This window comes from Pedobacter sp. SYSU D00535 (assembly GCF_017355855.1).
GTDB lineage: Bacteria > Bacteroidota > Bacteroidia > Sphingobacteriales > Sphingobacteriaceae > Desertivirga.
On sequence record NZ_JAFEWD010000002.1, the window covers coordinates 531,731 to 553,427 of the forward strand.

20 protein-coding genes are annotated in these 21,697 nt (G+C 43.9%); 10 read left to right on the plus strand and 10 right to left on the minus strand.

All coding sequences use genetic code 11. The features are described from left to right. Window positions 1–11: 11 nt before the first annotated feature. A complete protein-coding gene (locus tag J4N23_RS06880) occupies window positions 12–1,241 on the minus strand; it encodes a DEAD/DEAH box helicase (RefSeq protein WP_207426436.1) in 1,230 nt (409 codons plus the stop codon). A 139-nt stretch (window positions 1,242–1,380) separates the two neighbouring features. Between J4N23_RS06880 and proB the strand changes: the two genes are divergently transcribed. The 7 genes from proB to J4N23_RS06915 all read left to right on the plus strand — a co-directional run bounded on the left by proB (window position 1,381) and on the right by J4N23_RS06915 (window position 8,976). Next, window positions 1,381–2,466: a glutamate 5-kinase gene (gene proB / locus J4N23_RS06885; RefSeq protein WP_207426284.1), complete on the plus strand. Its 1,086-nt coding sequence runs from the start codon at window positions 1,381–1,383 to the stop codon at window positions 2,464–2,466. A gap of 2 nt (window positions 2,467–2,468) precedes the next feature. Continuing rightward, complete coding sequence (locus J4N23_RS06890) at window positions 2,469–3,716, plus strand: glutamate-5-semialdehyde dehydrogenase (protein ID WP_207426285.1); 1,248 nt, start codon at window positions 2,469–2,471, stop codon at window positions 3,714–3,716. Window positions 3,717–3,866: 150 nt separating this feature from the next. After that, a complete protein-coding gene (locus J4N23_RS06895; RefSeq protein WP_207426286.1) occupies window positions 3,867–4,994 on the plus strand; it encodes a polysaccharide lyase family 1 protein in 1,128 nt (375 codons plus the stop codon). Between the two features lie 255 nt (window positions 4,995–5,249). After that, the gene (locus J4N23_RS06900; RefSeq protein ID WP_207426437.1) at window positions 5,250–6,089 is read left to right on the plus strand and encodes a histone deacetylase; all 840 of its coding nucleotides are present in this window, start codon (window positions 5,250–5,252) and stop codon (window positions 6,087–6,089) included. A gap of 95 nt (window positions 6,090–6,184) precedes the next feature. After that, window positions 6,185–6,367, plus strand: a complete 183-nt coding sequence (locus J4N23_RS06905; RefSeq protein WP_207426287.1) for a hypothetical protein — start codon at window positions 6,185–6,187, stop codon at window positions 6,365–6,367. 75 nt (window positions 6,368–6,442) lie between these two features. Further along, the gene (locus J4N23_RS06910; RefSeq protein ID WP_207426288.1) at window positions 6,443–8,677 is read left to right on the plus strand and encodes a Tex family protein; all 2,235 of its coding nucleotides are present in this window, start codon (window positions 6,443–6,445) and stop codon (window positions 8,675–8,677) included. Between the two features lie 56 nt (window positions 8,678–8,733). Further along, entirely contained in the window at window positions 8,734–8,976 is a 243-nt protein-coding gene (locus tag J4N23_RS06915; protein WP_207426289.1) for a hypothetical protein, read from the plus strand. Between the two features lie 72 nt (window positions 8,977–9,048). Here the strand turns inward: J4N23_RS06915 and J4N23_RS06920 are convergent, their stop codons facing one another. Then, window positions 9,049–10,032 (minus strand): cytochrome C, encoded by a 984-nt coding sequence (locus J4N23_RS06920; protein ID WP_207426290.1) that lies wholly within the window; start codon window positions 10,030–10,032, stop codon window positions 9,049–9,051. Between the two features lie 204 nt (window positions 10,033–10,236). Here J4N23_RS06920 and J4N23_RS06925 point away from each other — a divergent pair, with 204 nt between their 5' ends. Next, window positions 10,237–11,646, plus strand: a complete 1,410-nt coding sequence (locus tag J4N23_RS06925; RefSeq protein ID WP_207426291.1) for an arylsulfatase — start codon at window positions 10,237–10,239, stop codon at window positions 11,644–11,646. A gap of 41 nt (window positions 11,647–11,687) precedes the next feature. Here the strand turns inward: J4N23_RS06925 and J4N23_RS06930 are convergent, their stop codons facing one another. The 3 genes from J4N23_RS06930 to J4N23_RS06940 all read right to left on the minus strand — a co-directional run bounded on the left by J4N23_RS06930 (window position 11,688) and on the right by J4N23_RS06940 (window position 14,541). Next, the gene (locus tag J4N23_RS06930) at window positions 11,688–11,918 is read right to left on the minus strand and encodes a hypothetical protein (RefSeq protein ID WP_207426292.1); all 231 of its coding nucleotides are present in this window, start codon (window positions 11,916–11,918) and stop codon (window positions 11,688–11,690) included. Window positions 11,919–12,000: 82 nt separating this feature from the next. Continuing rightward, window positions 12,001–13,347 (minus strand): serine hydrolase, encoded by a 1,347-nt coding sequence (locus J4N23_RS06935; RefSeq protein WP_207426293.1) that lies wholly within the window; start codon window positions 13,345–13,347, stop codon window positions 12,001–12,003. Between the two features lie 42 nt (window positions 13,348–13,389). Further along, window positions 13,390–14,541: an MFS transporter gene (locus J4N23_RS06940; RefSeq protein WP_207426294.1), complete on the minus strand. Its 1,152-nt coding sequence runs from the start codon at window positions 14,539–14,541 to the stop codon at window positions 13,390–13,392. A 148-nt stretch (window positions 14,542–14,689) separates the two neighbouring features. On the opposite strand from J4N23_RS06940, the gene J4N23_RS06945 reads away from it, so the two are divergent. Next, entirely contained in the window at window positions 14,690–15,487 is a 798-nt protein-coding gene (locus J4N23_RS06945; RefSeq protein ID WP_207426295.1) for a GAF domain-containing protein, read from the plus strand. 45 nt (window positions 15,488–15,532) lie between these two features. Here the strand turns inward: J4N23_RS06945 and J4N23_RS06950 are convergent, their stop codons facing one another. Then, window positions 15,533–16,972 (minus strand): M48 family metalloprotease, encoded by a 1,440-nt coding sequence (locus J4N23_RS06950; RefSeq protein WP_207426296.1) that lies wholly within the window; start codon window positions 16,970–16,972, stop codon window positions 15,533–15,535. A 266-nt stretch (window positions 16,973–17,238) separates the two neighbouring features. On the opposite strand from J4N23_RS06950, the gene J4N23_RS06955 reads away from it, so the two are divergent. Next, window positions 17,239–17,997 (plus strand): hypothetical protein, encoded by a 759-nt coding sequence (locus tag J4N23_RS06955; protein WP_207426297.1) that lies wholly within the window; start codon window positions 17,239–17,241, stop codon window positions 17,995–17,997. Here J4N23_RS06955 and J4N23_RS06960 read toward each other — a convergent pair whose 3' ends face one another. The 4 genes from J4N23_RS06960 to J4N23_RS06975 all read right to left on the minus strand — a co-directional run bounded on the left by J4N23_RS06960 (window position 17,998) and on the right by J4N23_RS06975 (window position 21,595). After that, window positions 17,998–18,318 carry a 2Fe-2S iron-sulfur cluster-binding protein gene (locus tag J4N23_RS06960; protein ID WP_207426298.1) on the minus strand — a complete coding sequence of 107 codons (321 nt, stop codon included), beginning with the start codon at window positions 18,316–18,318 and terminating at the stop codon, window positions 17,998–18,000. A gap of 2 nt (window positions 18,319–18,320) precedes the next feature. After that, window positions 18,321–19,337, minus strand: a complete 1,017-nt coding sequence (locus J4N23_RS06965) for an NAD(P)/FAD-dependent oxidoreductase (RefSeq protein ID WP_370527239.1) — start codon at window positions 19,335–19,337, stop codon at window positions 18,321–18,323. A gap of 59 nt (window positions 19,338–19,396) precedes the next feature. Further along, a complete protein-coding gene (locus J4N23_RS06970) occupies window positions 19,397–20,296 on the minus strand; it encodes a LysR substrate-binding domain-containing protein (protein WP_242689141.1) in 900 nt (299 codons plus the stop codon). Between the two features lie 168 nt (window positions 20,297–20,464). Continuing rightward, window positions 20,465–21,595, minus strand: coding sequence for an alpha/beta hydrolase (locus J4N23_RS06975; RefSeq protein ID WP_207426300.1), 1,131 nt, complete (start codon window positions 21,593–21,595; stop codon window positions 20,465–20,467). Between the last annotated feature and the right edge of the window lie 102 nt (window positions 21,596–21,697).

A 21,697-nucleotide genomic window follows, 5' to 3' on the forward strand; every position in this document is an offset into this window, starting at 1 on the left:
GTTTTGAATTTCTAAGATCCTTGCCTGGCTTTTTGATTTTTCGACTTGAAAAATCGCTTGTGCTTTTGGTTACCGCTTTTTTTCTTTTTTTCGACCGGTTTAAATACTGGAGGTTCACCAAGGTGTTCCGGCAACGTTGCTTTAGGCACTTCGCGGTCTATCAGGCGTTCAATATTTTTCAACTTCCTTTGGTCTTTTTCATTAACCAGGGTGATCGCAGTTCCTGTTCGTTCAGCTCGGGCCGTGCGACCAATTCGATGGATATAATCCTCCGGATCCGAAGGACAGTCGTAGTTGATCACCAGCTCAATACCTTCAACATCAATCCCTCTTGAAATCACATCTGTTCCAATAAGTAGTGCTATCTGTCGGTTTCTAAACTGCAGAAGGATTTCTTCCCGCTCCGCCTGTTCTAGATCGGAATGAAAAGAGCGAACCTTGATAGCAGGCACTTTGAGTTTTTTGTAAAGTTCTTTCACCTTCTCCTTGGTGGATGCGAAGATAATTCCGCTATTGTATTTGCCCTCCGATAGGATATGCTGGATAAGCGGTATCTTTTGCTCATCATACACAAAGTAAACCTGCTGGTCGATACCTATTGCCGGTTGCGAGAGTGCGAGATTAATCTGCTCAGGATTATTTAAAACGGAACGAGCCAATGTCCGGATTTTCGGGGGCATGGTCGCGGAAAACAGCAGCGTCTGCCGTGTTTTAGGCAGGTAGCTCATAATACGCATCAAATCCTCCTGAAAACCCATGTCGAGCATTCGGTCTGCTTCATCAAGTACCAGGTATTTGAGGTGGTCAAGCTTGAGAAAACCGGAGCTGAGATGCGCAATAAGCCGACCGGGTGTAGCAATAAGAATGTTTACCTTATTTTGAATTGCGGATCGTTGCTGCTCGTATACTTTGCCGTCGCCTCCCCCAAAAATAGCAACCGAACTTATGTCGGCGTAATAGGCAAGGCCCTCTACCTGCTGGTCAATTTGCTGAGCCAACTCTCGAGTAGGAGCAAGGACCAATGCGCTGATCTCATTTTCATCTTCCCGGCTTATTAATTCCAGGAGAGGCAAAAGGTAGGAAGCCGTTTTTCCGGTACCAGTTTGAGCACAGGCAATTAGATCTTTACCTTCTAAAATAACCGGGATTGCTTGTTGCTGGATTGCTGTTGGCTCCTTATAACCCATGCTAAGGAGTCCTTCATGTAAACTTGTATTGAAATTAAAATCTTCGAACGTCACTGTTTCTATAATCGGTGTCACAAGATAGGAAAAATATCAGGGTAAAAATAGGGGTAGCATCGCTAAAGCGAAACAAATTTCCTATTCGGTATGGTCTTTCTTTTACCTTTCGGCCCTTTTTCTTAGTTTTAGCCCTCTTATGTCCTTATCCTATAAACGTATTGTAATTAAGATAGGCTCCAATGTTTTGACGAAGGAGAACGGCTTGCCTGACTATGACCGTATAGCCCATTTGGTGGATCAAATTGCGGAAATTAAAAAGCAAGGCAGAGAGGTGATTGTAGTTTCTTCAGGGGCTGTGGCTTCAGGAAGAAGTGTTTTAAGTGTATCGGATAAGTACGATGCCGTGGCTACCAGGCAGCTATTCGCCTCTATCGGGCAGGTAAAACTCATCAATACTTATTCTGCTCTTTTTGAGAAAAAGGGACTGGTGTGCGCCCAGGTTTTGGTGACCAAGGAAGATTTCAGGGATCGCCTGCATTACTCTAACATGCAAAACTGCTTCGGCATATTATTGCAGCATGAAGTAGTACCAGTAGTTAACGAGAACGATGTTATTTCTGTTACCGAACTCATGTTTACGGATAATGATGAGCTAGCAGGGCTTATCGCATCCATGCTAAATGCTGATGCTCTGATCATATTAAGTAATGTAGATGGTATATATAACGGCGATCCGAAGAATAAGGAGTCGAAGGTTATCGAAGAGATAGGGGAGTCGCTTTCGGGCTTTTCGTCGTTTATCACTACACAGAAATCTCAATTCGGCAGAGGCGGTATGATGACGAAATCCCACATGGCCCACAAAGTTGCGCAACTGGGAATTGCGGTTCATATTGCTAATGGTAAAACAGAAAATGTGCTGCCCAGGCTTCTGAATCACGAAGTAGTAAACACACGCTTTCTTCCAAGAAAGAATGCGTCCAGTAAAAAGCGCTGGATTGCCCATTCAGAAAACTATGCGAAGGGAGTGGTGCGGATTAATGCCGGCGCTAAAGAGGCTTTGACCTCCGCAAAAGCGAGCAGCTTGCTTCCCGTAGGGGTGGTTGAAGTAAAAGAAGAATTTCATAAAGGAGATATCATTAAGCTAATTGATGAGAATGAGAAGCTGGTGGGACTTGGAATTGCCGAGTATGGTTCGGATAAAGCAATTGAGCGGATCGGCCAGAAGAAGCAAAGACCATTGGTTCATTACGACTATTTATTTTTAAACCCCGAGATTTGATTATGGAACTTGATAAAATATTTGAGGATACGAGGAAAGCTAGCCGGGAGCTGGGACTACTTTCTGCAGAAAAGGTTAATGCAGTTTTGTCGGATGTAGCAGACTTAGCAGTTCAGGAGATTCCGTTTTTGATCGGCGAGAACGAAAAAGACCTCGCCCGAATGAGTCCTGAAGATCCGAAATATGACAGACTGAAGTTAACCCCAGCGCGGATCGAGGATATTGCCAAAGACATCCGAAACGTGGTTAAACTCAGTTCTCCTCTTGGAGAAGTATTGCTTGAAAAGGGGTTGGAAAATGGTCTGGAAATAAAGAAAATACGGGTGCCGATGGGCGTTATTGGTGTGATCTACGAAGCCCGCCCTAATGTTACCTTTGATGTATTCTCCCTTTGCCTTAAGACGGGTAATGCCTCTATTTTGAAGGGAGGCAGCGATGCCTCATTTTCAAATGAAGCTATCATCTCCATCATTCATAAAGTTCTTGAAAAACATGGCTTGGATAAGGGCGCAGCTACTTTGCTTCCCGCGGATCGTAAAGCAACAGAAGCATTATTGAACGCTGTAGATTATGTAGATGTGATTATCCCCAGAGGTAGCCAGCAATTGATAAATTTTGTTCGTGAGAATGCGAAGGTGCCCGTAATCGAGACGGGGGCTGGCATTGTACATACCTATTTCGACAAATCTGGAGATTTGGAAAAAGGAACGGCTATTATTAAGAATGCGAAGACGAGGCGGGTAAGTGTTTGTAACGCTTTAGATTGTCTGATAATTCATCAGGACCGGCTGGCAGATTTGGGCGAATTAACTGCTCCTTTGGCTGCCTCAGATGTGGAGATCTTTGCCGACGAGAGTTCGTACGAGGTGCTCGCAAAATCATATCCTACTCAACTTTTAAAACCGGCTTCAGCGGAGCATTTCGGCACAGAGTTTCTTTCCTATAAGATGTCGGTAAAGACTGCTGCCGGATTGGACGAAGCACTTGATCATATCGCAAATTACAGCTCGAAGCACAGCGAGGCAATAATCGCAGAAGATGCAGAAGTTATTGAAAGTTTCCTTAATGCCGTTGATGCTGCCGCTGTTTACGCCAACGCTTCTACCGCTTTTACAGACGGAGCACAGTTCGGCTTAGGTGCTGAAATTGGAATTAGTACGCAGAAGCTGCATGCGCGCGGTCCTATGGGGCTTGAAGAACTGACGAGCTATAAGTGGGTGGTGAAAGGAAACGGACAGACCAGATCTTAACAGGCCCGCAATCGTTTCCGGTATCGATTGCACACTTATTTTATTTTAAACCTTTCTTTTCTCTCTGAAAGCTTGGTATGTTTATCAAACGGTTGCAAAGTTTACCGTTTCATAACCAATTATTATAGACGTTTTTTACGCCAAGAAGAGATGAAGAGAAAGGTTTTTTATATTGCAGCAGCGCTGCTGGCTTCGAACTTATTTTTAAACTGTACAAAAAAAGAGGCTACTGCGCCGGAATCTACAACCACTAGCCCGGGGACAACCACACCCCCCACCACAACCAACCCTCCCACCACTACAAATCCACCCGCCACAAACCCCTTTCCGCTTGTCGGCTTTGCCACCCTTAACAGCGGAACTACAGGAGGCGAAGGAGGAACTACCGTGTCAGCTACCACCTTTGCTGAGCTGAAGAATTATCTCGAGAGTTCTACCAAATATATTGTGAAAGTTAACGGCCGCATTTATAATGGAACTAAAGGAGGGAGGATCAATATCAACAATAACAAGACTCTTCTGGGCGAGGGGGCGGATGCGTTTTTAGATGGAATTGGTTTAGCGATATCAAGCAAAAGCAATATCATTATTCGAAATGTTAAAATGAGCCTGGTGTCTATAACCGATCAAACAGATCCAGCAGTATATAGTCCTTTGGGCGACGAAGGCCGCCCTCAGATTCTTGTAAATAGTGGCGATTGTGTAAGTATAAGCGGTTCAAGTAAGAATATTTGGGTGGACCATTGTGAGATGTACTCCATTGATCCGGCCGTGCAAACTAACCAGGATTTATATGACGGATTAGTTGATATAAAAAACAGCAGTGAATACATTACTATTTCCTGGAACTATTTTCACGACCATCATAAAACACACCTGGTGGGCTCAAGCGACAGCGACATTTTCGACAGAAAGATTACTTTTCATCATAATTATTATAATAACATCGGTTCGCGCTTGCCTCTTTTTAGATCGGGGAATGCTCACGTGTTCAATAACTACTTCTTCAAGATAAAAAGCTCTGCGGTCGACTCGCGAGTTGGTGCCTGTGTTAAAGTAGAAGGAAACGTGTTTGAAACGGTAAAAAGTCCGATTATCAGCAGCGGGACTCCGACGGGCGGTTATCAGCTGTCGGAAAACGTTTTTAGTGGCATTACCGGGACCGTTGTTCCTACGACATCAACCTGTACCTTCACTCCGCCTTATAATTACGCGTTAACTTCAACAACAGCCCTGAAAGCCGAAGTGGTTGCAAAATCAGGTGTAGGGAAACTATAAAAAATTGATTTATTAAGGAAAGTAAGGCTGTCCGTTGTTCGGGTAGCCTTTTTTGTTCAATTAGCACTTTCTACCTTTAAAAAACATGGTGAAAGTTAGCGTAGTAGACGAGTGCATGTATCGCGAAATAACAAACCCAAAGAAATAGGTTGGTGAAGAATTAAAAAGTTAAGCGGGAGTACTAATTTTGTCTGCTTGAAAATAGCATTCGACAGTTCTTATTGCCACCCCTTGCCTGAAGGGCATCGGTTTCCAATGTTGAAGTACGAGCTCATTCCTGAACAGTTATTGTATGAAGGTCTCGTCACCGGGCTTGACCTTTTTTCTCCGGATCTGGTTCCCGAAGAGGTCATTCTACTGACGCATCAGAAAAATTATTGGGAGCGACTCCGCGACCTCAGATTGAGCCCCAAAGAGGAGAGACGTACCGGTTTTCCCTTGTCAAAATCTTTAATTGAGCGAGAGCGGCGTATTGTTGGCGGAACAATAACCTGCTGTGATTTCGCTAGAGAATTCGGTATAGCATTCAATGTTGCTGGTGGCACACATCATGCTGGCAGCAATTGGGGAGAGGGCTTTTGTCTGTTAAATGATCAGGCAGTAGCAGCCAACTACTTACTCGAAGTAGGTAAAGCCAACCGTATTTTAATAATAGATTTGGATGTGCACCAGGGTAACGGCACTGCTGAAATTTTTCAAAATGAAAAAAGGGTGTTTACTTTCTCGATGCATGCTGAAAAAAACTTCCCCTTCCATAAAGAAAAGTCTGACTGGGATATTGGCGTGGCGAACGGTATTTCAGATGAGGAGTATTTGAATCTCTTACAATCGGCTTTACCGGAACTTTTCGCAACAGTAAGGCCTGATTTTGTTTTTTACCTTTCTGGCGTTGACGTATTGGCAACGGATAAATTAGGTCACTTAAGTTTGAGCAGGGAAGGCTGCAAAAGGAGGGATCGCATGGTTTTTGAGTATTGCAGTAGAGAGGGTGTTCCAGTGCAGGTAAGCATGGGCGGAGGCTATTCTCCCAAGATACAGGATATCGTAGAAGCTCATTGTAATACTTTTCGGGTTGCTCGTGATATTTATTTCTGAAAGAAAGTCGGGGCACGTTTCGATGGAGTAAATCTGAGATACCGGAAACAAAAATCGCATGGGAAGTTTTTATAGAAGTAAATAATATGTTTAAGATGAATCAGGAATTAAATCAAAGAGAGCAAGACTTGGATCTACCGGGAGAAAACGAGCAGGATAATAATAACGCAAATCAGGATGAACGCGACGGAGTTGAAACGGTAGTCAGTGATAACGACAATATGGACCCAATTCCCAGCGAGGAGCAGCTTGAAGAAAAGAAGAAGCCTGACAACTAAATGTGGATAAGCTTTTTTTGAATATTGAATAGATAGCTTCAAATTCGTACTCTTGAAGAAACCGACAAGTAGTAGATGAATTTACATTTTAGAAAAATTGCGGGGGAGCTGTCTTTATCAGAGAAGCAAGTAAGCACTACCGTGGGATTATTAGATGAGGGTGCTACTGTGCCATTTATTTCTCGTTATCGCAAGGAATTGACGGGTAGTTTGGATGAAGTGCAGGTGGCGGCAATTCGTGACCGCATAGAGCAGCTTCGTGAATTGGATAAGAGAAGAGAAGCTATTCTTAAATCGCTGATTGAGCTTGGAAAGCTGAGCCCAGAACTTGAAAAGCTAGTAAGAGAGGCTGAAACAATGACCAGCCTGGAAGATATTTATCTTCCCTACAGACCGAAGAGAAAAACACGCGCTTCTGCTGCAAGGGAAAAGGGTCTTCAGCCCCTTGCCGATTTGCTTTTGGAACAGGGGAGCTTTGATCCTGTTTTGGAGGCAAAGCGATACCTGTCTGAAGAGAAGGGAGTTAAGTCTGAAGAAGATGCGCTTGCAGGGGCGAGGGATATCATTGCAGAGCACATCAATGAAAATGCCGAAGCCCGGGGCCAGATGCGGGAGCTGTTTATCGAAAAAGGCAGTTTCACCTCAAAGGTTATAGAAGGCAAAGAAGAGGAGGGAAGCAAGTATAAGGATTATTTTGACTGGACAGAGCCTGTGAAAACTGCACCTTCTCACCGGGTGCTCGCGATGCGGCGTGCTGAGAAGGAACTTATTCTTTCGCTGGATATCTCCCCTGCGGAGGAAGATGCTATTGGGCTTTTGAATCGGCTCTTCATAAAGAGCAGCAATCGCGCTTCTGAACAAGTTCTCTTAGCTATTAACGACAGTTATAAAAGACTTCTTAAGCCTTCGATTGAAACGGAGATCCGCTTATTCACCAAGCGAAAAGCCGATGAAGAGGCGATCAGAGTTTTCGCCGAAAACGCCCGACAGCTATTGCTGGCTGCTCCCCTTGGTCAAAAAAGGACGCTAGCTATTGACCCGGGATTTAGAACAGGCTGCAAAGTAGTCTACCTGGACGAACAGGGGCAGCTAATAGAAAATACAACAATTTTCCCTCATACGGGAGCAGGAGGAGCAGCCGAGGCTGCTAAAACAGTACGGCACTTGGTGGATAAACATCAGGTAGAGGCAATTGCGATCGGCAATGGTACTGCCGGACGGGAAACCGAAGCTTTCGTTAGAGGGCTTCAGCTCGGGAACGTCACGGTAGTGATGGTAAATGAAAGTGGGGCATCTATTTATTCTGCTTCAGATGCCGCCAGAGAAGAATTTCCTGATAGAGACCTTACAGTTCGTGGAGCAGTCTCTATCGGACGACGGTTGATGGATCCTTTGGCGGAACTGGTGAAAATTGATCCGAAGTCTATTGGTGTCGGACAGTACCAGCATGATGTGGATCAGAATAAACTTCAGAGCTCTCTGGATGACACCGTTATTAGCTGTGTTAATGCTGTTGGCGTCGAATTAAATACTGCATCTAAGCAAATTTTAGCTTACATCTCGGGTCTTGGTCCTCAGCTGGCGCAAAACATAGTGGAATTCAGAAATAAAAACGGCGCTTTCAAAAGAAGAGAAGACCTTAAAAAAGTCCCCCGTTTGGGAGAAAAAGCTTATGAGCAGGCGGCTGGGTTTTTAAGAATCCGGAACGCTCAATATCCTCTCGATTCAAGCGCAGTTCACCCGGAGCGGTATTCGCTGGTGGAGAAGATGGCATCTGACCTAAATTGTCAGGTCGGAGATTTGATGAAGGATGATTCGCTGCGAAAGAAAATAAGACTGGAAAATTACACGAGTGAATCGGTTGGATTGCCTACACTGACAGATATCATTCAGGAACTCGCTAAGCCGGGTCGTGATCCACGCGAAAAATTCGAGTCTTTCAGTTTTACAGATGGTGTTAATGATATTGCTGACTTGAGGGTAGGGATGAAGTTGCCGGGCATCGTAACGAATATTACTAATTTTGGCGCTTTTGTCGATATTGGAGTACATCAGGACGGGTTGGTTCATCTTAGCCAATTATCTAATCGCTTCGTGAAGGATCCGAACGAAGTAGTTAAAGTTCATCAAAAGGTAGAAGTTATTGTCACCGAAGTTGATGTTAACAGAAAACGCATTTCGTTGTCAATGAAAACAGAGGAGCAGGAGGCTAAGAAACCGAAGCAGAGACAAGGAGAACGTAAGGAGAAGAAACCTCAGGAGAGTGATATGGCGACGAAGTTGGCGGCTCTCAAAAGCAGGTTTTCTTAAGTTAAAAAAAATGTTGGTGGAGCAAAACCAACGGGGGCGCCCGTTGTATTATTAATATGCATCAACATTTATCTGAAAATAAAGAGAAGAAAACGTTCAACATCTACGTGAATTTGTTCTCCAACGGCGAATTCAGCGAAATGGTAGTTACGCAAGACGCAAATGAATATCAGGTAAGCTTAGAGGATACCTATATGGGTACTCTTTCTTACAATGATGATAAGAGTTGGCAGCTGGTCAACGGCTCGATTCCTTCTTACCTCATATCTGATATTACAAGAAACATCGGCGTAAGTTGATCATGTCAAACTTCTTTTGAAAGCAAAAGCCACTCATTTTTGAGTGGCTTTTGCTTTTAAGAACGAGAGGAATCAGTTTGAAGCTACCATGGGAGAGAACTTAGTTACCTGATTTTTAACCGGCTTCAGGGTCCTCAGGTACGTATATATCGCTTCCAAATCCGTTGCTTTCATACCGGCATACATTGTCCAGGGCATTATCGTTTGAAAATCTCCGGGATTCACTTCTCTTTCTGCATTAGCATTTTCGTGTGCCTTAAATCTGCTTACAAACTGTTCTTTAGTCCAGCTGCCAATCCCAGTTTCTTTATCCGGTGTGATGTTCGCCGACGTTACTTTTCCTCCCGGTAGACCAAAGTCCTGGCCGCCCGCAAAGTCCATCCCCTCCATAAATTCGCCTTTTTCCTGCTTGGTGTGGCAATCGCGGCAGGCAGCTGATCGAACAAGGTAAGCGCCATAGGCCAGCTGATTACTTTCGGAAGGAATGGGTGTCAAATTAGCCTCTTCAGGCATAGTATTCACCAGGAAGTTCAACGGAAAGTCAAGGCTTCGCTCTGGAGACGAAGTTGCTTGAGAAGGCAGTGTTCGGATATAAGCAATGATCGAGTAAATATCCTCTTTGTCCATCTTGCCATAAGATTTGTAGGGCATGATGGGAAAAATTGCTGAACCGTCTTTTTTAACTCCAGAAGTAATTGCTCTGAATATCTCACCATCGGTCCAGTTCTTCAAATTGTATGGAGTGATGTTTGGTACATACACCTCTCCCGGAAATCCAACGTTATGATCAAACTTTTCTCCGCCAGTTCCAATACCTTTTGGGTCTAGTGGCCCTGAGAACTTTGACCAATCTCTGGTCGAATGGCAGTCAATACAGACGGCAACGTGGTTTGCGAGATATTTCCCCCGCGCAATTCTTTCAGGGGTTAATTCAACTTTCAGTTTCGGAGCCTCTTCCAGGTCTGGAAGGGCGAATTTAACATAGCTTAGACCGGCGCCAGCAAAAATAAAAATTGCAATTAGCACGTAGATAGTGATTTTTCCAGCTTTTTTCATGTGATTGCGATAATTTAGTATGTCACAATATAGTAAAAATCAATCGATTAAAACTTTTACTAGTTGAGATTGAAAGACGATGCAACTCATCAATTTGCTACAAGCTGCTAAAAAAAACTAGTATTCAAGACAGAACTAGTCCTAGGTGTTTTTATATTTGAAAGAACTGGGCTAGCCCGGGTCCATATAACCTTAAAAATTACTATGAGATTCCATAAAATCGTTCTCCTGCTTTCCGGTGTACTGATGTTTAAACCTGCTGTGGCTCAGCAAAGAGACGCTGGAAAACCAAACATCATTTTCATTCTTGCAGACGACTTAGGGTACGGAAATTTATCAAGTTACAATCCTAAAACTCCTGTTTCCACACCCAATATTGATAAGCTAGCCCAAGAGGGTACAAAATTTACCAGATTTTACGCAGGAAGCACTGTTTGTGCTCCCTCAAGGGCATCGCTAATGACAGGAAAACACATGGGGAACGCTTACGTCCGGGGAAACGGAAACGTTTCTTTACGTGCAAAGGATACCACGCTCGCAGAATATTTGCAACGAAGCGGCTATGTTACGGGGATGTTCGGGAAGTGGGGACTAGGATTAGAAAATGAGCCGGGAGCTCCTCATTTAAAAGGGTTTGACTCATTTTACGGATACTTGCTCCAGCGCCATGCCCATTATTATTTTACTGATCACTTGTTTCAGGTGAAAGATAAAAAGTTGACGAAAGTAAAAGTTGATTCTTCTCAGTATACGCAAGATTTGATCATGGAAAATGCCTTAACGTTTATACAAGATCATAAAGACCGACCTTTTTTCCTGTACCTCTCAACTACTTTACCTCATGCTGAACTTCAGGTGCCAGATACCTTACTGAGGCGGTTTCAGCATGCGGACGGAACTAGTAAGTTTGCTCCTGAAAAACCCTATATCCGAAAAGGGGAATCCTATCACACCCAGCTGCAGCCACGTGCTGCCTTCGCAGCAATGATGTATCGGCTCGATCAGGATATAGCAAGATTAATGCAGCAGCTCAAACAACTCGGCATCGACGAGAATACTTACGTGTTTTTTACCAGCGACAACGGTCCTCACCAGGAAGGAGGTGGTGATCCTGAATTTTTTGATAGTAATGGTCCGCTGAAAGGGTTAAAACGAGACCTATACGAAGGGGGGATCCGGGTTCCTTTGCTAGTGAGAGCACCTGGAAAGGTTCCTGCAGGAAAAGAAAGAAATGACATATGGGCTTTTTGGGATGTGCTTCCAACGCTTGGCTCTTTAACTCAAACCGCAACCCCTTCGTCTATTGATGGCATCTCTTTTGCCAATGCCTTAAAAGGTCAGAAGCAGGCTAAACAGCACGATTACCTTTACTGGCAGTTTAATGAAGGAAACCATAAGGAAGCTATCATGCAGGGTGACTGGAAACTCATTCGCTTTAAGGAAAAAGGCAAAGCTGAAGTTCTGGAACTATACAATCTGAGAACAGATGTTGGTGAAGAAAAAAATGTAGCAACTGCTAATCCCGCTAAGGTAAAAGCGTTGAGAGCATTGATGGAAAAAGCAAAATCGCCTGCAGAACACCCGCTGTTTGACTGGTCTGCCGTAGAGAACTAATGCATCTCAAGTTGATGACAGGCCCAATATCGTGGAGGAGATCAAATTTTCAAATGTTCTTCAAGTCGGGCTCCGATAGCTTCCAGCAAGCCTTTGGAAAGTTCAAATTTGCTAATGTGATTATGCCAGGTATTGGTATCCTTTTTCTTATAAATGTTGTAAATCGTACTGTATAAGACCACCTTCACCTCCACCGTTTCGGGGGTAACGTGGGAGCTATCCAGAAATACGGAATAGATCCGGTCATCATACTCAACCTTAAAATCGATCATGGGGCAAAGATAATTATCGGCTTCATTGCAGCACCGATTGTTGAAAGATTGCGCCCCTGACTGTTATGGGTAAGTTCGTGCTTTACTCTACTTTTTTTGCAAGATGGGTTTGTCCGCCTTGCAATAGTATTAGCTGTATCACTTTCCCGTTTTCGTCTCTTTTGAATTCAACTTCCGCATCGATTACTTTCAGGAAAAAACGATCTTCTTTTTCAGCAAATAGTTCGGCTCTCGGCTGACCAGTTGGTTGCCCGAAAAGCCTTTCACCCTCGGCGGTTATCGTTATTTTAAACTGAGGGGTAAGTTCATACACCCCGGTATATCGGCCAAGTACTTCAGCGTTAAGCTTGATCTCTTTTTTGGGAGATGGCAGGGTGTAGCTTTTTTCATAAACAATGGCAAGTGCGTCTTTGGTAATTGCCATGAGGTTCGGATTTCCATAATTATTAACCATAGCAACAAACACGTCGTCTTGAGGAACCATCGCAAGGTTAGACGTGAATCCAAAAATCCCACCCGAGTGAGATACAACCTGTTCTCCGTGTATACTGTCGATTAAAAAACCATATCCATACTTGTTTCGAACAGGGTTGAGGGCTGTCTTGAGAGATTCTTTTGATATCACTCTCCCTGAGATCAATCCGCGGTACCAATTATAGAGGTCGCCCGTACTACTGTAGATCGCGCCAGCTGCGTAGGAAACACTGGAATCCACAAGGGAGGCTTCCACGTGTTCGGTTTCTGAAAGTACGAAATATCCTTTCGCTTTACGGGCATCTGATAGTCCACTGAAATTAAAACCGCTGGACTGCATGTTCAACGGGTTGAATACCATATCCCGGATTACTTGTTCATAAGGCTTTTTAGTAACACGCTGTATAATATAGCCTAAAAGCATATAACCGGAATTGCTGTAATTCCATTTTGTGCCAGGACTGAAGTCGAGTGGTTTATCTTTGAAAAGAGCAATCATCGCTGTTTCGGAAATTGGCAGCGTTGCACTCTTGGCCATAAAAGTTTGATCGTTTGTATAGTTAGGAATGCCTGAAGTGTGCGTCAGAAGATGTTCGATAGTAATGCTGTCACCCTTGGGATAGCCAGGAAAGTATTTTGTGATTTTGTCCTTGGTGCTTAGCTTTTTTTGTTCCTGCAGCTTAAGTATAGCTACGGCAGTGAACTGCTTCGTTATAGAACCGATTTGGTAAATAGTATTTGCGTCGTTCTTAACGCTATCCTGCACGGATTTCAGACCATAGCCCTCATGCAATAGAACTTTTCCATTCTGCGCTACTAGTACCGAGCCGTTGAATTTATGTAGTTTGGCATAGGTCTCAAACAGTTCTCTTAGCTTCTGTTCTTTATTTTGGGCGAATAAGAGGGCAGAAATTCCAATCAGGAATACTACCATTAGCAGGCGTTTAATATTCATACTGATTTAGAATACATTACCAGCCCACTTGTTACAGTTGTGTTAAAGTTCAGCCTGCTGCCGTTTTTTGTATCGGAATACAAGGCTTGAAAACGGGATAATTAGCAGACCGGCGATAAAAAATGAAATGAACGCGCTCCGAAGACCCAAGGCATGGGCAATATAACCGATCATCGGCGGGCCAATCAGCATTCCTGTGATGACATAAGTTGTGATAATAGAAATGGTCATTCCAGGTGAATATTTCTCAGTCGTACCCGCAAGCGTAAAAGTCATTGGGATCACAGATGCCGTTCCAAAGCCAACGAGTGAAAAGCCGATAAGAGCGGGCCAAAAGGTAGGAAAAGCGATAGCTAAAAAGATTCCGAGCGCTATTAGTACCGAACTAATAATGAACATCCTCGGCATTCCAATTCGATCAATAATCCTGTCGGACACAAAACGGGAAAGCGCCATGAAGGTCATGAAAATAAGATACCCAGCTGTGAATATTTCTTCATCCACAACCTCTTTAAAATAAATCCCACTCCAATCGAACATACCACCTTCGCAAAGAGCAGAAAGAAAAGCTAGCACTCCAAGGAAAAAAATGAATGGATCCGGCTTGCCTATAATCAATTTGTTTCCGGAAGGAGAGCGATCGTTCCTCATTAGAAAAGGATAGGCAAAGGCGGTGGCGACCAGCGTAATGGCGGTTACAATAAAAAAGTGTGTGGTGATGGAGGTTTGAAAGTTTAGCAGAATAGTGGAAAAACCAACACCAACAATCCCGCCCGTGCTCCAAAGGCCATGAAAAGCGCCGTTTATTTTTCTGTTATATATTTTTTGAAGGGTGATAGCCTGCGTATTCATAGCGATATTCAAAACTCTCATTGAAAAGGCAAAAAGAAAGATCGCCGCAACAAGCGTAAGGGTTGATGTAGAATAGCTAATGAACAGTAGCGAGATGGCATTTGCCACAAATGCTGCCACAAGTGGAATACGACTATCGAAACGGGAAACAAGGAAGCCCGAAATTGGCAGTCCAAGCAAAGAGGCGATAGGCATAGTGAAGAGCAAAGATCCAAGCTCGGCCTCATTAAAACCAAAAGCAGTTTTTATTGTCGGAATCCGCGACGCCCAAGTCGAGAAGCAAAAGCCGGTTAAAAAGAAAAATATACTTAATGCTATTCTTTGTTTTTGTTTTAAATCCATCAGATGCTGTCCTCGGTCTTTCTGTAAAATCGGCCGCAAAAGTACGGTTAAGAGCACCTAAAACAAAGGATGGTTCGATTAAGATGTTGGCATATTGTAAAAAGATTTGGGCTCTATACTTATTTTATCTATTTTTTTCCAAATAATTATGGAACGATCTCCTTCAATCAATTATAACGCTAATCAAGAGATGAAGCGCGTCCAAGCAGTTAGACGCTTCCGCAAGCATAATCTCTATAACCTGGAAAATCTGGAAGAGCTTGTTACCATAGCATCAAACATTTGTCAGGCTCCTATCGCTTACATATCCCTAATAGATGAAGCGGACCAGGTTTTCATTGCGAAAAAGGGATTGGATATCGAAGGTATGGACCGGACAGAATCATTCTGCGACGAGACAATTCAACAGCCCGATCTCTTAGTTATTGAGGATGCAAGCCGGGACCCCAAGTATTCCTCTAATCCCTTTGTCGCTGGAGAGCCGTTTATAAGATTTTACGCGGGAATGCCAGTAAAGACACTTGAAGGAGACAATATCGGGACAATCTGTGTAATTGATAAAGAACCTCATCAATTAACTGACTATCAAAAAGAGAGCCTCAAAATACTTGCTAATCAAGCTATTTATCTTATTCAGCTTAGGATGGCGGTTGATGTTGTGAATACACAAAAAGAGTTAATCAGGAATTCGGAGGCAATTTTTAAAGACAAGTTTTTTGCTCAGAATGAGCAGATTAAGTCAATTGCCGTTTTTCTGGCTCACCAGGTAAGTGGTCCAGTAGCGAGCATGAAGGGATTAATGACTTTGGCAGGTGCTGCTTCTGTCCACGAGACCAACGAATACATGAGGTTGATGGAGGTTGTTCTCGACCAGATGGATGAGGCCGTTCGCCTGGTTTCTTCCAGTGCATTCAACGCTTTAGAAGAAACACCTTATATAAATTAAGGGAAGGTGGTTCGCCTTCCCTTTGTTTTTATTCCTGTTAGATGCCTATGGTTCTACAACTTTAAACAGCATACCCTGTGTTACGCGGTCGGTTAACTTCATGCCGTTTAACACTGCGTGTTCCTCCAGACGGGTGGCAGCTACATTGTAGCTCCGAAGAGCCTGTTCAAGTGTACCCGTTTGCTTAACCGTTTTAACGCGTACCCGTTCCGCTTTTTTATTCAGTTTTGATGCGTCTGTTAGTTCGCGAAAGTTCTGCATGCTGGAGCTGAAGGTAGCAGTATAGTTGTTAAATGTGTTGGCATTCGTCACACCGATTAAGTGATAGACATTATTCTGGTGTTGGATGAAATAGGAGAGCGTCCTTAAGGTCCCTTGTTCTGTAGTCTGGTCGGCAACTGCTGTAATAGCTCTTAACCCGTTCACTGTTGTTTCTCGGGATTCAACAGTAGTGAGGTTATATCGTTTTAAAGCAGCGCTTGCCGCCTCCTGTAGCGAAGCTCCTGGCGCCAAAGTTAGCATCATCATAGCACCACCATTTTCCGGTGCCATTTGGAATGCGGTAGGAGAGTTCTGATACTTCCATCCCTGAGGAATAGGGAACTGTAATTTTAATACCGGATGATAAAAGAATCCTTTCTCCACGAACCCTTGCTTCGGATCTTCTCCGAATACAATTCCGTCGATCATGCGGAGGTACGAGTCTCTTCCTACTTGTAGATTTTTCGCATTCAGTTTCTGTTGCATCTCTGTTGCCAATTGATTTACTGTAACCAGACGGTCTGCCGGATTCGGGTGGGTAGATAAGAAATTCGGGAGATCGCCGCTTCCGCTATTCTCGCTCTGCCGCTGCAAGGTGTTAAAGAATTGAGCCATGTGGTGTGCGTCGTAGCCGATTTTTGTTGAATACTCGACACCAAGACGATCAGACTCCCGCTCATCGTCTCTTCCAAACTTAAGGAACAAAAGACCCAACCCCTGCGAAGCAGTTTCTGCAAATTGTCCAAATTCCGGAGATATTACCATCCCCGCTATCATTCCCAACTGACCGAGCATGGCGTTACGCTGTTGAATAACAGAATGGCGGGCGGTGACGTGGCCGATCTCATGTCCTAACACCCCTGCGAATTCGGCTTCGTTGTTAAAGTGGGCCATAATGCCTCTGGTAAAGTAGACATAGCCGCCTGGTACCGCGAATGCATTTACTATTTCTGAATCCACAATGCGAAAGGTATATTCGAGATTAGGACGGTGGGAGACAGCGCCCATTTTCTTCCCGATTCGATTAATGAATTCCTGTAATTTCTGATCTTCATATAAGCCATATTGCTGGATAATTGCCGGGTCAGATTCTTTACCCATAGCTATTTCTTGTTCCTCTGACATCAGAACGACTTGCCGTTTTCCGGTGACAGGATTTACGGCGCAGGTATTGAGCAGGAACAGACTCGCAATTAATCCGCTTGCGACAAATATTTTTTTCATAACACACTATTTAATAATTTTTGGATGCTGGTCAAGATCACCCACTTAGGGATCTTTCAAACATTAAGCCAGTATTTTCTTTAAAAGATTTTTCTTTAATCGAAGTAATTAAAAAAGATCGGTCTTAACAATATTTAAAGACGATCAAAGTTTTTATACTTGGATTTAGCTTGGTGGTGAAGTAGATTCTGGTGGATGGCTAAAAATAGTTTATGCAGTAGTAAAGCAAAAACGCTTGCTGATTGTATAATGGAATTAAGAAAAAAATGAATCTACGCTTACTAACTGCCGCTGTCTTTATTAGTTCTCTGTCTGCCTGTTCTTCGTTATACATGCCCAATGTACCTAATACTCCGATGTTAAGTGCTCCGGGAGAGCTGCATGCAAGTGCACATATCTCCCTAAGAGGTAATGCCAGTTTTAACACGGCCTATGCAGTTTCCAATCATTTGGGTGTAATTGCTAACGGTTCAATGATGAATAATCAACGGGATCGGAAAGATTTTAAACATAATCTTATCGAGGCTGGTGCTGGCTATTTCAGTACCTTTGGTCCTGCTAATAATCGGATTCTTGAAATCTATGGAGGCTTAGGAAGGGGTAGTAGCGAGCGTATTTACAAAGAACGCGATATGCAGGGCGCATTAACTTATGATCGGTTTGAAACATCTTTCAATAAGTTATTTTTCCAGGTAAATTATAGCTCAAAGCGAAAAAGAGACTTGCGCATTTTTGGAGGGAATTTCCCCTTAAACTACGGTACTGCCCTACGTGCTAGTCATGTTTCAATGCGGGAGTTTACAAGAAATGATGTTGCTCAGGACCTGGAAGAGAACATTTTTCTCGAACCTGTTTTCTTCACCCGAATGTCCGTAAGCAACTCTGTACAAATACAGTATACCAGCGGTAGTAACTTTGGTTTGTTCAATCGAAAATTTTTAACAGCAGGTAATTCGGTATTCACGATAGGGTTGGTGATTAACGTAGGAGGGAGAAACCTGAATAGCACAGGCTCCCCCCGGTAATTATTCAGCAGGACCGAGTAGCTTAATAGACAAACCAGAAATTGCTCGTCCTACTTTTATCTGACAGCTTAACCTACTGTCATAGTCAGATTCTGGAACTGCTTCAAGCGTCATAATTTCTTGGTCCAGTTGTTCCGGAAGCAAGTTATCGCCCTGTATTACTCTGCAGTGGCAATCGGCACAAAGCCCCATTCCACCACAGGTAGCACGCATCGGATACTGGAAGGTTTTTAGCGTCTCCATTAAATTGAGATCGATGTCTTCGGGAATCTCCAGCTGCTGGATTCGTCCTTTTTGGTCCTCTACGGTAACAATAATCATCACTAAAAAGTATTTACGCCATACACCGTCGTGTACTTAAAACTTAACTTCAGGTCCGGGTATACAAATTTGAAAGCACTCTGGGCCATTAAAGCCGCCTCGTGGAAGCCACAGAGAATAAGTTTTAATTTTCCCGGGTATGTATTTATATCCCCGATAGCAAAAACGCCTTCAATATTTGTAGAGTAGTCAATGGTATTTACCTCAATGGCTGACTTGTCGATGTTCAGCCCCCAGTCTGCTATAGGTCCCAGCTTAGGTGTAAGACCAAAAAGGGGGATAAGGTAATCTGCAGCAATAGTTTGCTGCTCCCGGTTCTTGTCCACAACTAACACATTCTTAAGCCTTCCATTACCACTGATGGCTGTTATATTCGACTGTAGCACCAAATTGATTCTGCCTTGTTGGGCTAGTTCAACAACTTTTTCGGCTGAATCAGGAGCACCTCTGAAGCTATCTCCCCGATGCACTAAGGTTACTTCTGAGGCAATGTCGGCCAGAAAGATAGTCCAATCGAGTGCAGAGTCGCCTCCACCGGCTAAAACGAGCTTTTTATCCCTATACAACTCCGGGTTTCTAACCATGTACGAAACCCCTTTTCCTTCAAACTGCTCCAGGTTTTCAATTGCAGGTTTGCGTGGTTCAAAGCATCCCAGGCCTCCGGCTATCACCACCACCTTGCTATGTACTTCAGTATCCTCGAAGGTTTTTACGATAAAGCTCCCGTCTTCCAGTTTTTCCAATTCATCAACCCGCTGACCAAGGGAGAAAGTAGGGTTAAATGGTTTGATCTGCTCCATCAAACCGTCCACCAGTTCCTGGGCATTTATCACGGGGAAACCCGGAATATCATAGATGGGTTTTTGGGGATAAATCTCTGAGAGCTGGCCACCTACTTGGGGCAAGACGTCTACGAGGTGACAACGCATTTTCAGTAATCCAGCTTCAAATACAGCGAATAAACCTACCGGACCAGCGCCTATAATGCAAATATCAGTTACAATCTTTTCCATACTCATTTTTTATCAAAGATGAGCTGAAAGACCGCCTGGGGCAAATGACTATAATTGATCCAATATTACTTTAGGTTATAGTTGGCCAGGCAGAAGCGTTTAAACGAGTCGATCAATTTGGAGTTGTGGCCGTGAAGTTGAATAAACTGAAACGTTCGGAAAATTTCCAGCCCTTTGATTTCAATTATAGCTAATTCGTTGTTCTTAACCTCCCTGGTAACAGTTTGGATTGAAAGAAACGCGGCGGACTCAGAGTAAAGTAAATATTGTTTAATGCTGACACTGCTTTCCAGTTGAGCCTCAATTATTAGATCTTTCGGATTGATTCTTGCTTTTTGCAAGGCCTTGAAAATAACGTCCAAAGTGCCTGAGCCGTGCTCACGAAGTATCAATGGAATAGTTAACAGTTGTTGAGGTGTAATTTCAGCCAGTTTTGCCAGTTGACTTTTTGCTTTTGCTACCAAAACAATCTCGTCTTTCATAAACTGGTCGTAGGCGATCTGAGGATAATGAACATTTCCTTCAACCAGGCCAATATCAATTTTCTCTTCGAGGAGTTGCTGCGTAGTGAAGTCGGTGTTTCCCTGGACAAATTTAAAATTGACGGTCGGGTTGCTTTTCTTGAACGAAGCCAGAATTTTAGGAAGCACATGGTTGGCAATAGTAGTACTCGCCCCGATGCGCAGCGAACCGCCGGGAATGTTATTAACTTGGAGGAGTTCCGCTTCCATCTCTGCGTAGATGTCGAAGATCTTTTCAGCATGACGCATAAGGACTTCTCCGGATCTGGTTAAGGAGATGCTGTTGCCATTCCGCCTGAACAGTGGTACCGCAAGCTGCTGCTCCAATTCATGAATATGTTTAGTGACGGCAGGTTGAGTGATAAAAAGCTCGGCTGCGGCTTTGGTGAAACTGAGCTTTTGCGCAACGGTATAAAAAACTTTTAAGCGGAAGTCGAATATCATGATGAAAAGATTGGTCTAAGATAGCTTTTGGACGGGAAAAAACGGGGTTTGAAATACCGGCGTTGTAAACTAAACCGGATAGGAGCGGATACCGGCCGGCGGCTAAGGCCTGAGGGCGTATGAGCGGATAGCCGGACAGGAGGTGTGCAATGGTAGACTGTTGGTTTTCTAATTCTTGTTAGCGGTAACAGTAGTAATAAATTGGTGCACCGTGAAGGTAGAGAGCTGTCCGCCTGGGCCGTTGAGGTTGTAGTCAAAGCCATGGGTAGCCCAGGGCAGGGTAAGGAGAAAATGCGGAACGCTGGCCGACTCTAACCTCCTGATAAGCCGTAGGTTGTGTTCATAAGCCACAAGAACATCGTTCTTACCGTGAATCATGAGGGTGGGAGGGCTGTTTTTATCAACGAATTCGACCGGGGAGCTTTCGAAGTATTTTTCGGGAATTTCCTGGTAAGTGCCCCCAAGGTACTGTTCCATCACTTTTTTTGAATCCATTACCCACTTGCTGGCTGGTTGCGAGTAGCCCCACACCATATCGGCGGGGCCGTAAAGGCTGATAACACCTTGAATAGCAGCGGTTCTCTCGGTATAAGCGGCCATGAGTGCGACTTGCGCTCCGGCTGAACGGCCTAGCAGGACGAAGTTCGCCGTGTCGATATTTAGTTGTTGGTGGGATCTGTTAAGAAAGGCGAGAGCCTGTTGTACGTCCTCCAGCGGGCTGGGACTGTGGTGGGCAGGCGCCAGCCGGTAATTTATAGCTGCAACGTGAAAGCCAGCTTTGGCAAGGTAATGATTCAGTTCGGGCAATTGGAAACTGTCGCCGCTGCTCCATGACCCACCGTGAATAACTACGATACAGGGTCTTTTTCCAACTTTTTGTGCCGGGTAAAAATTCAGTTGCAGTTGGGGGCTATTGCGGTAAATGAAAGTCTGATACTGGACTTTGTCGTCATAATTGCCCGAAAATAGCTTCGTGAAGCTGAGCGGCTGTGTTGGCGGAACTGCTGATTGTGGAAAAGATTTTCCGAACTTGCTGGCGAGGTTTTGTGACACAATATAGGCTCTGAAAATTGGACTTATACTGAGTGCCAGTGCAATTAATCCCACCGTGGTTCCTGCTAGCTGGTACTTTTGTTCGCCAAGGAAACCAGACATCAAAACTAAAGAGATCAGGAAGGAGAGCAGTAGCGGGAACTCTGTGACCGCAACAGAAAGTAGCCACAAATGATAGGTGGGTGCTTTTAAAACAGCGAGCAAGGAAACCAGAAGGAGAAGTATGGAAAGTATCAGTCGGATCATGAATTGTAGTGGCAGCAAGATAAAAAGAAATTAAGAGGCTTTCGGGAATTCTTCAAGTTGATCGAGTTTATTAGTTTCTTAAATAATGCTAATTTTATCGCT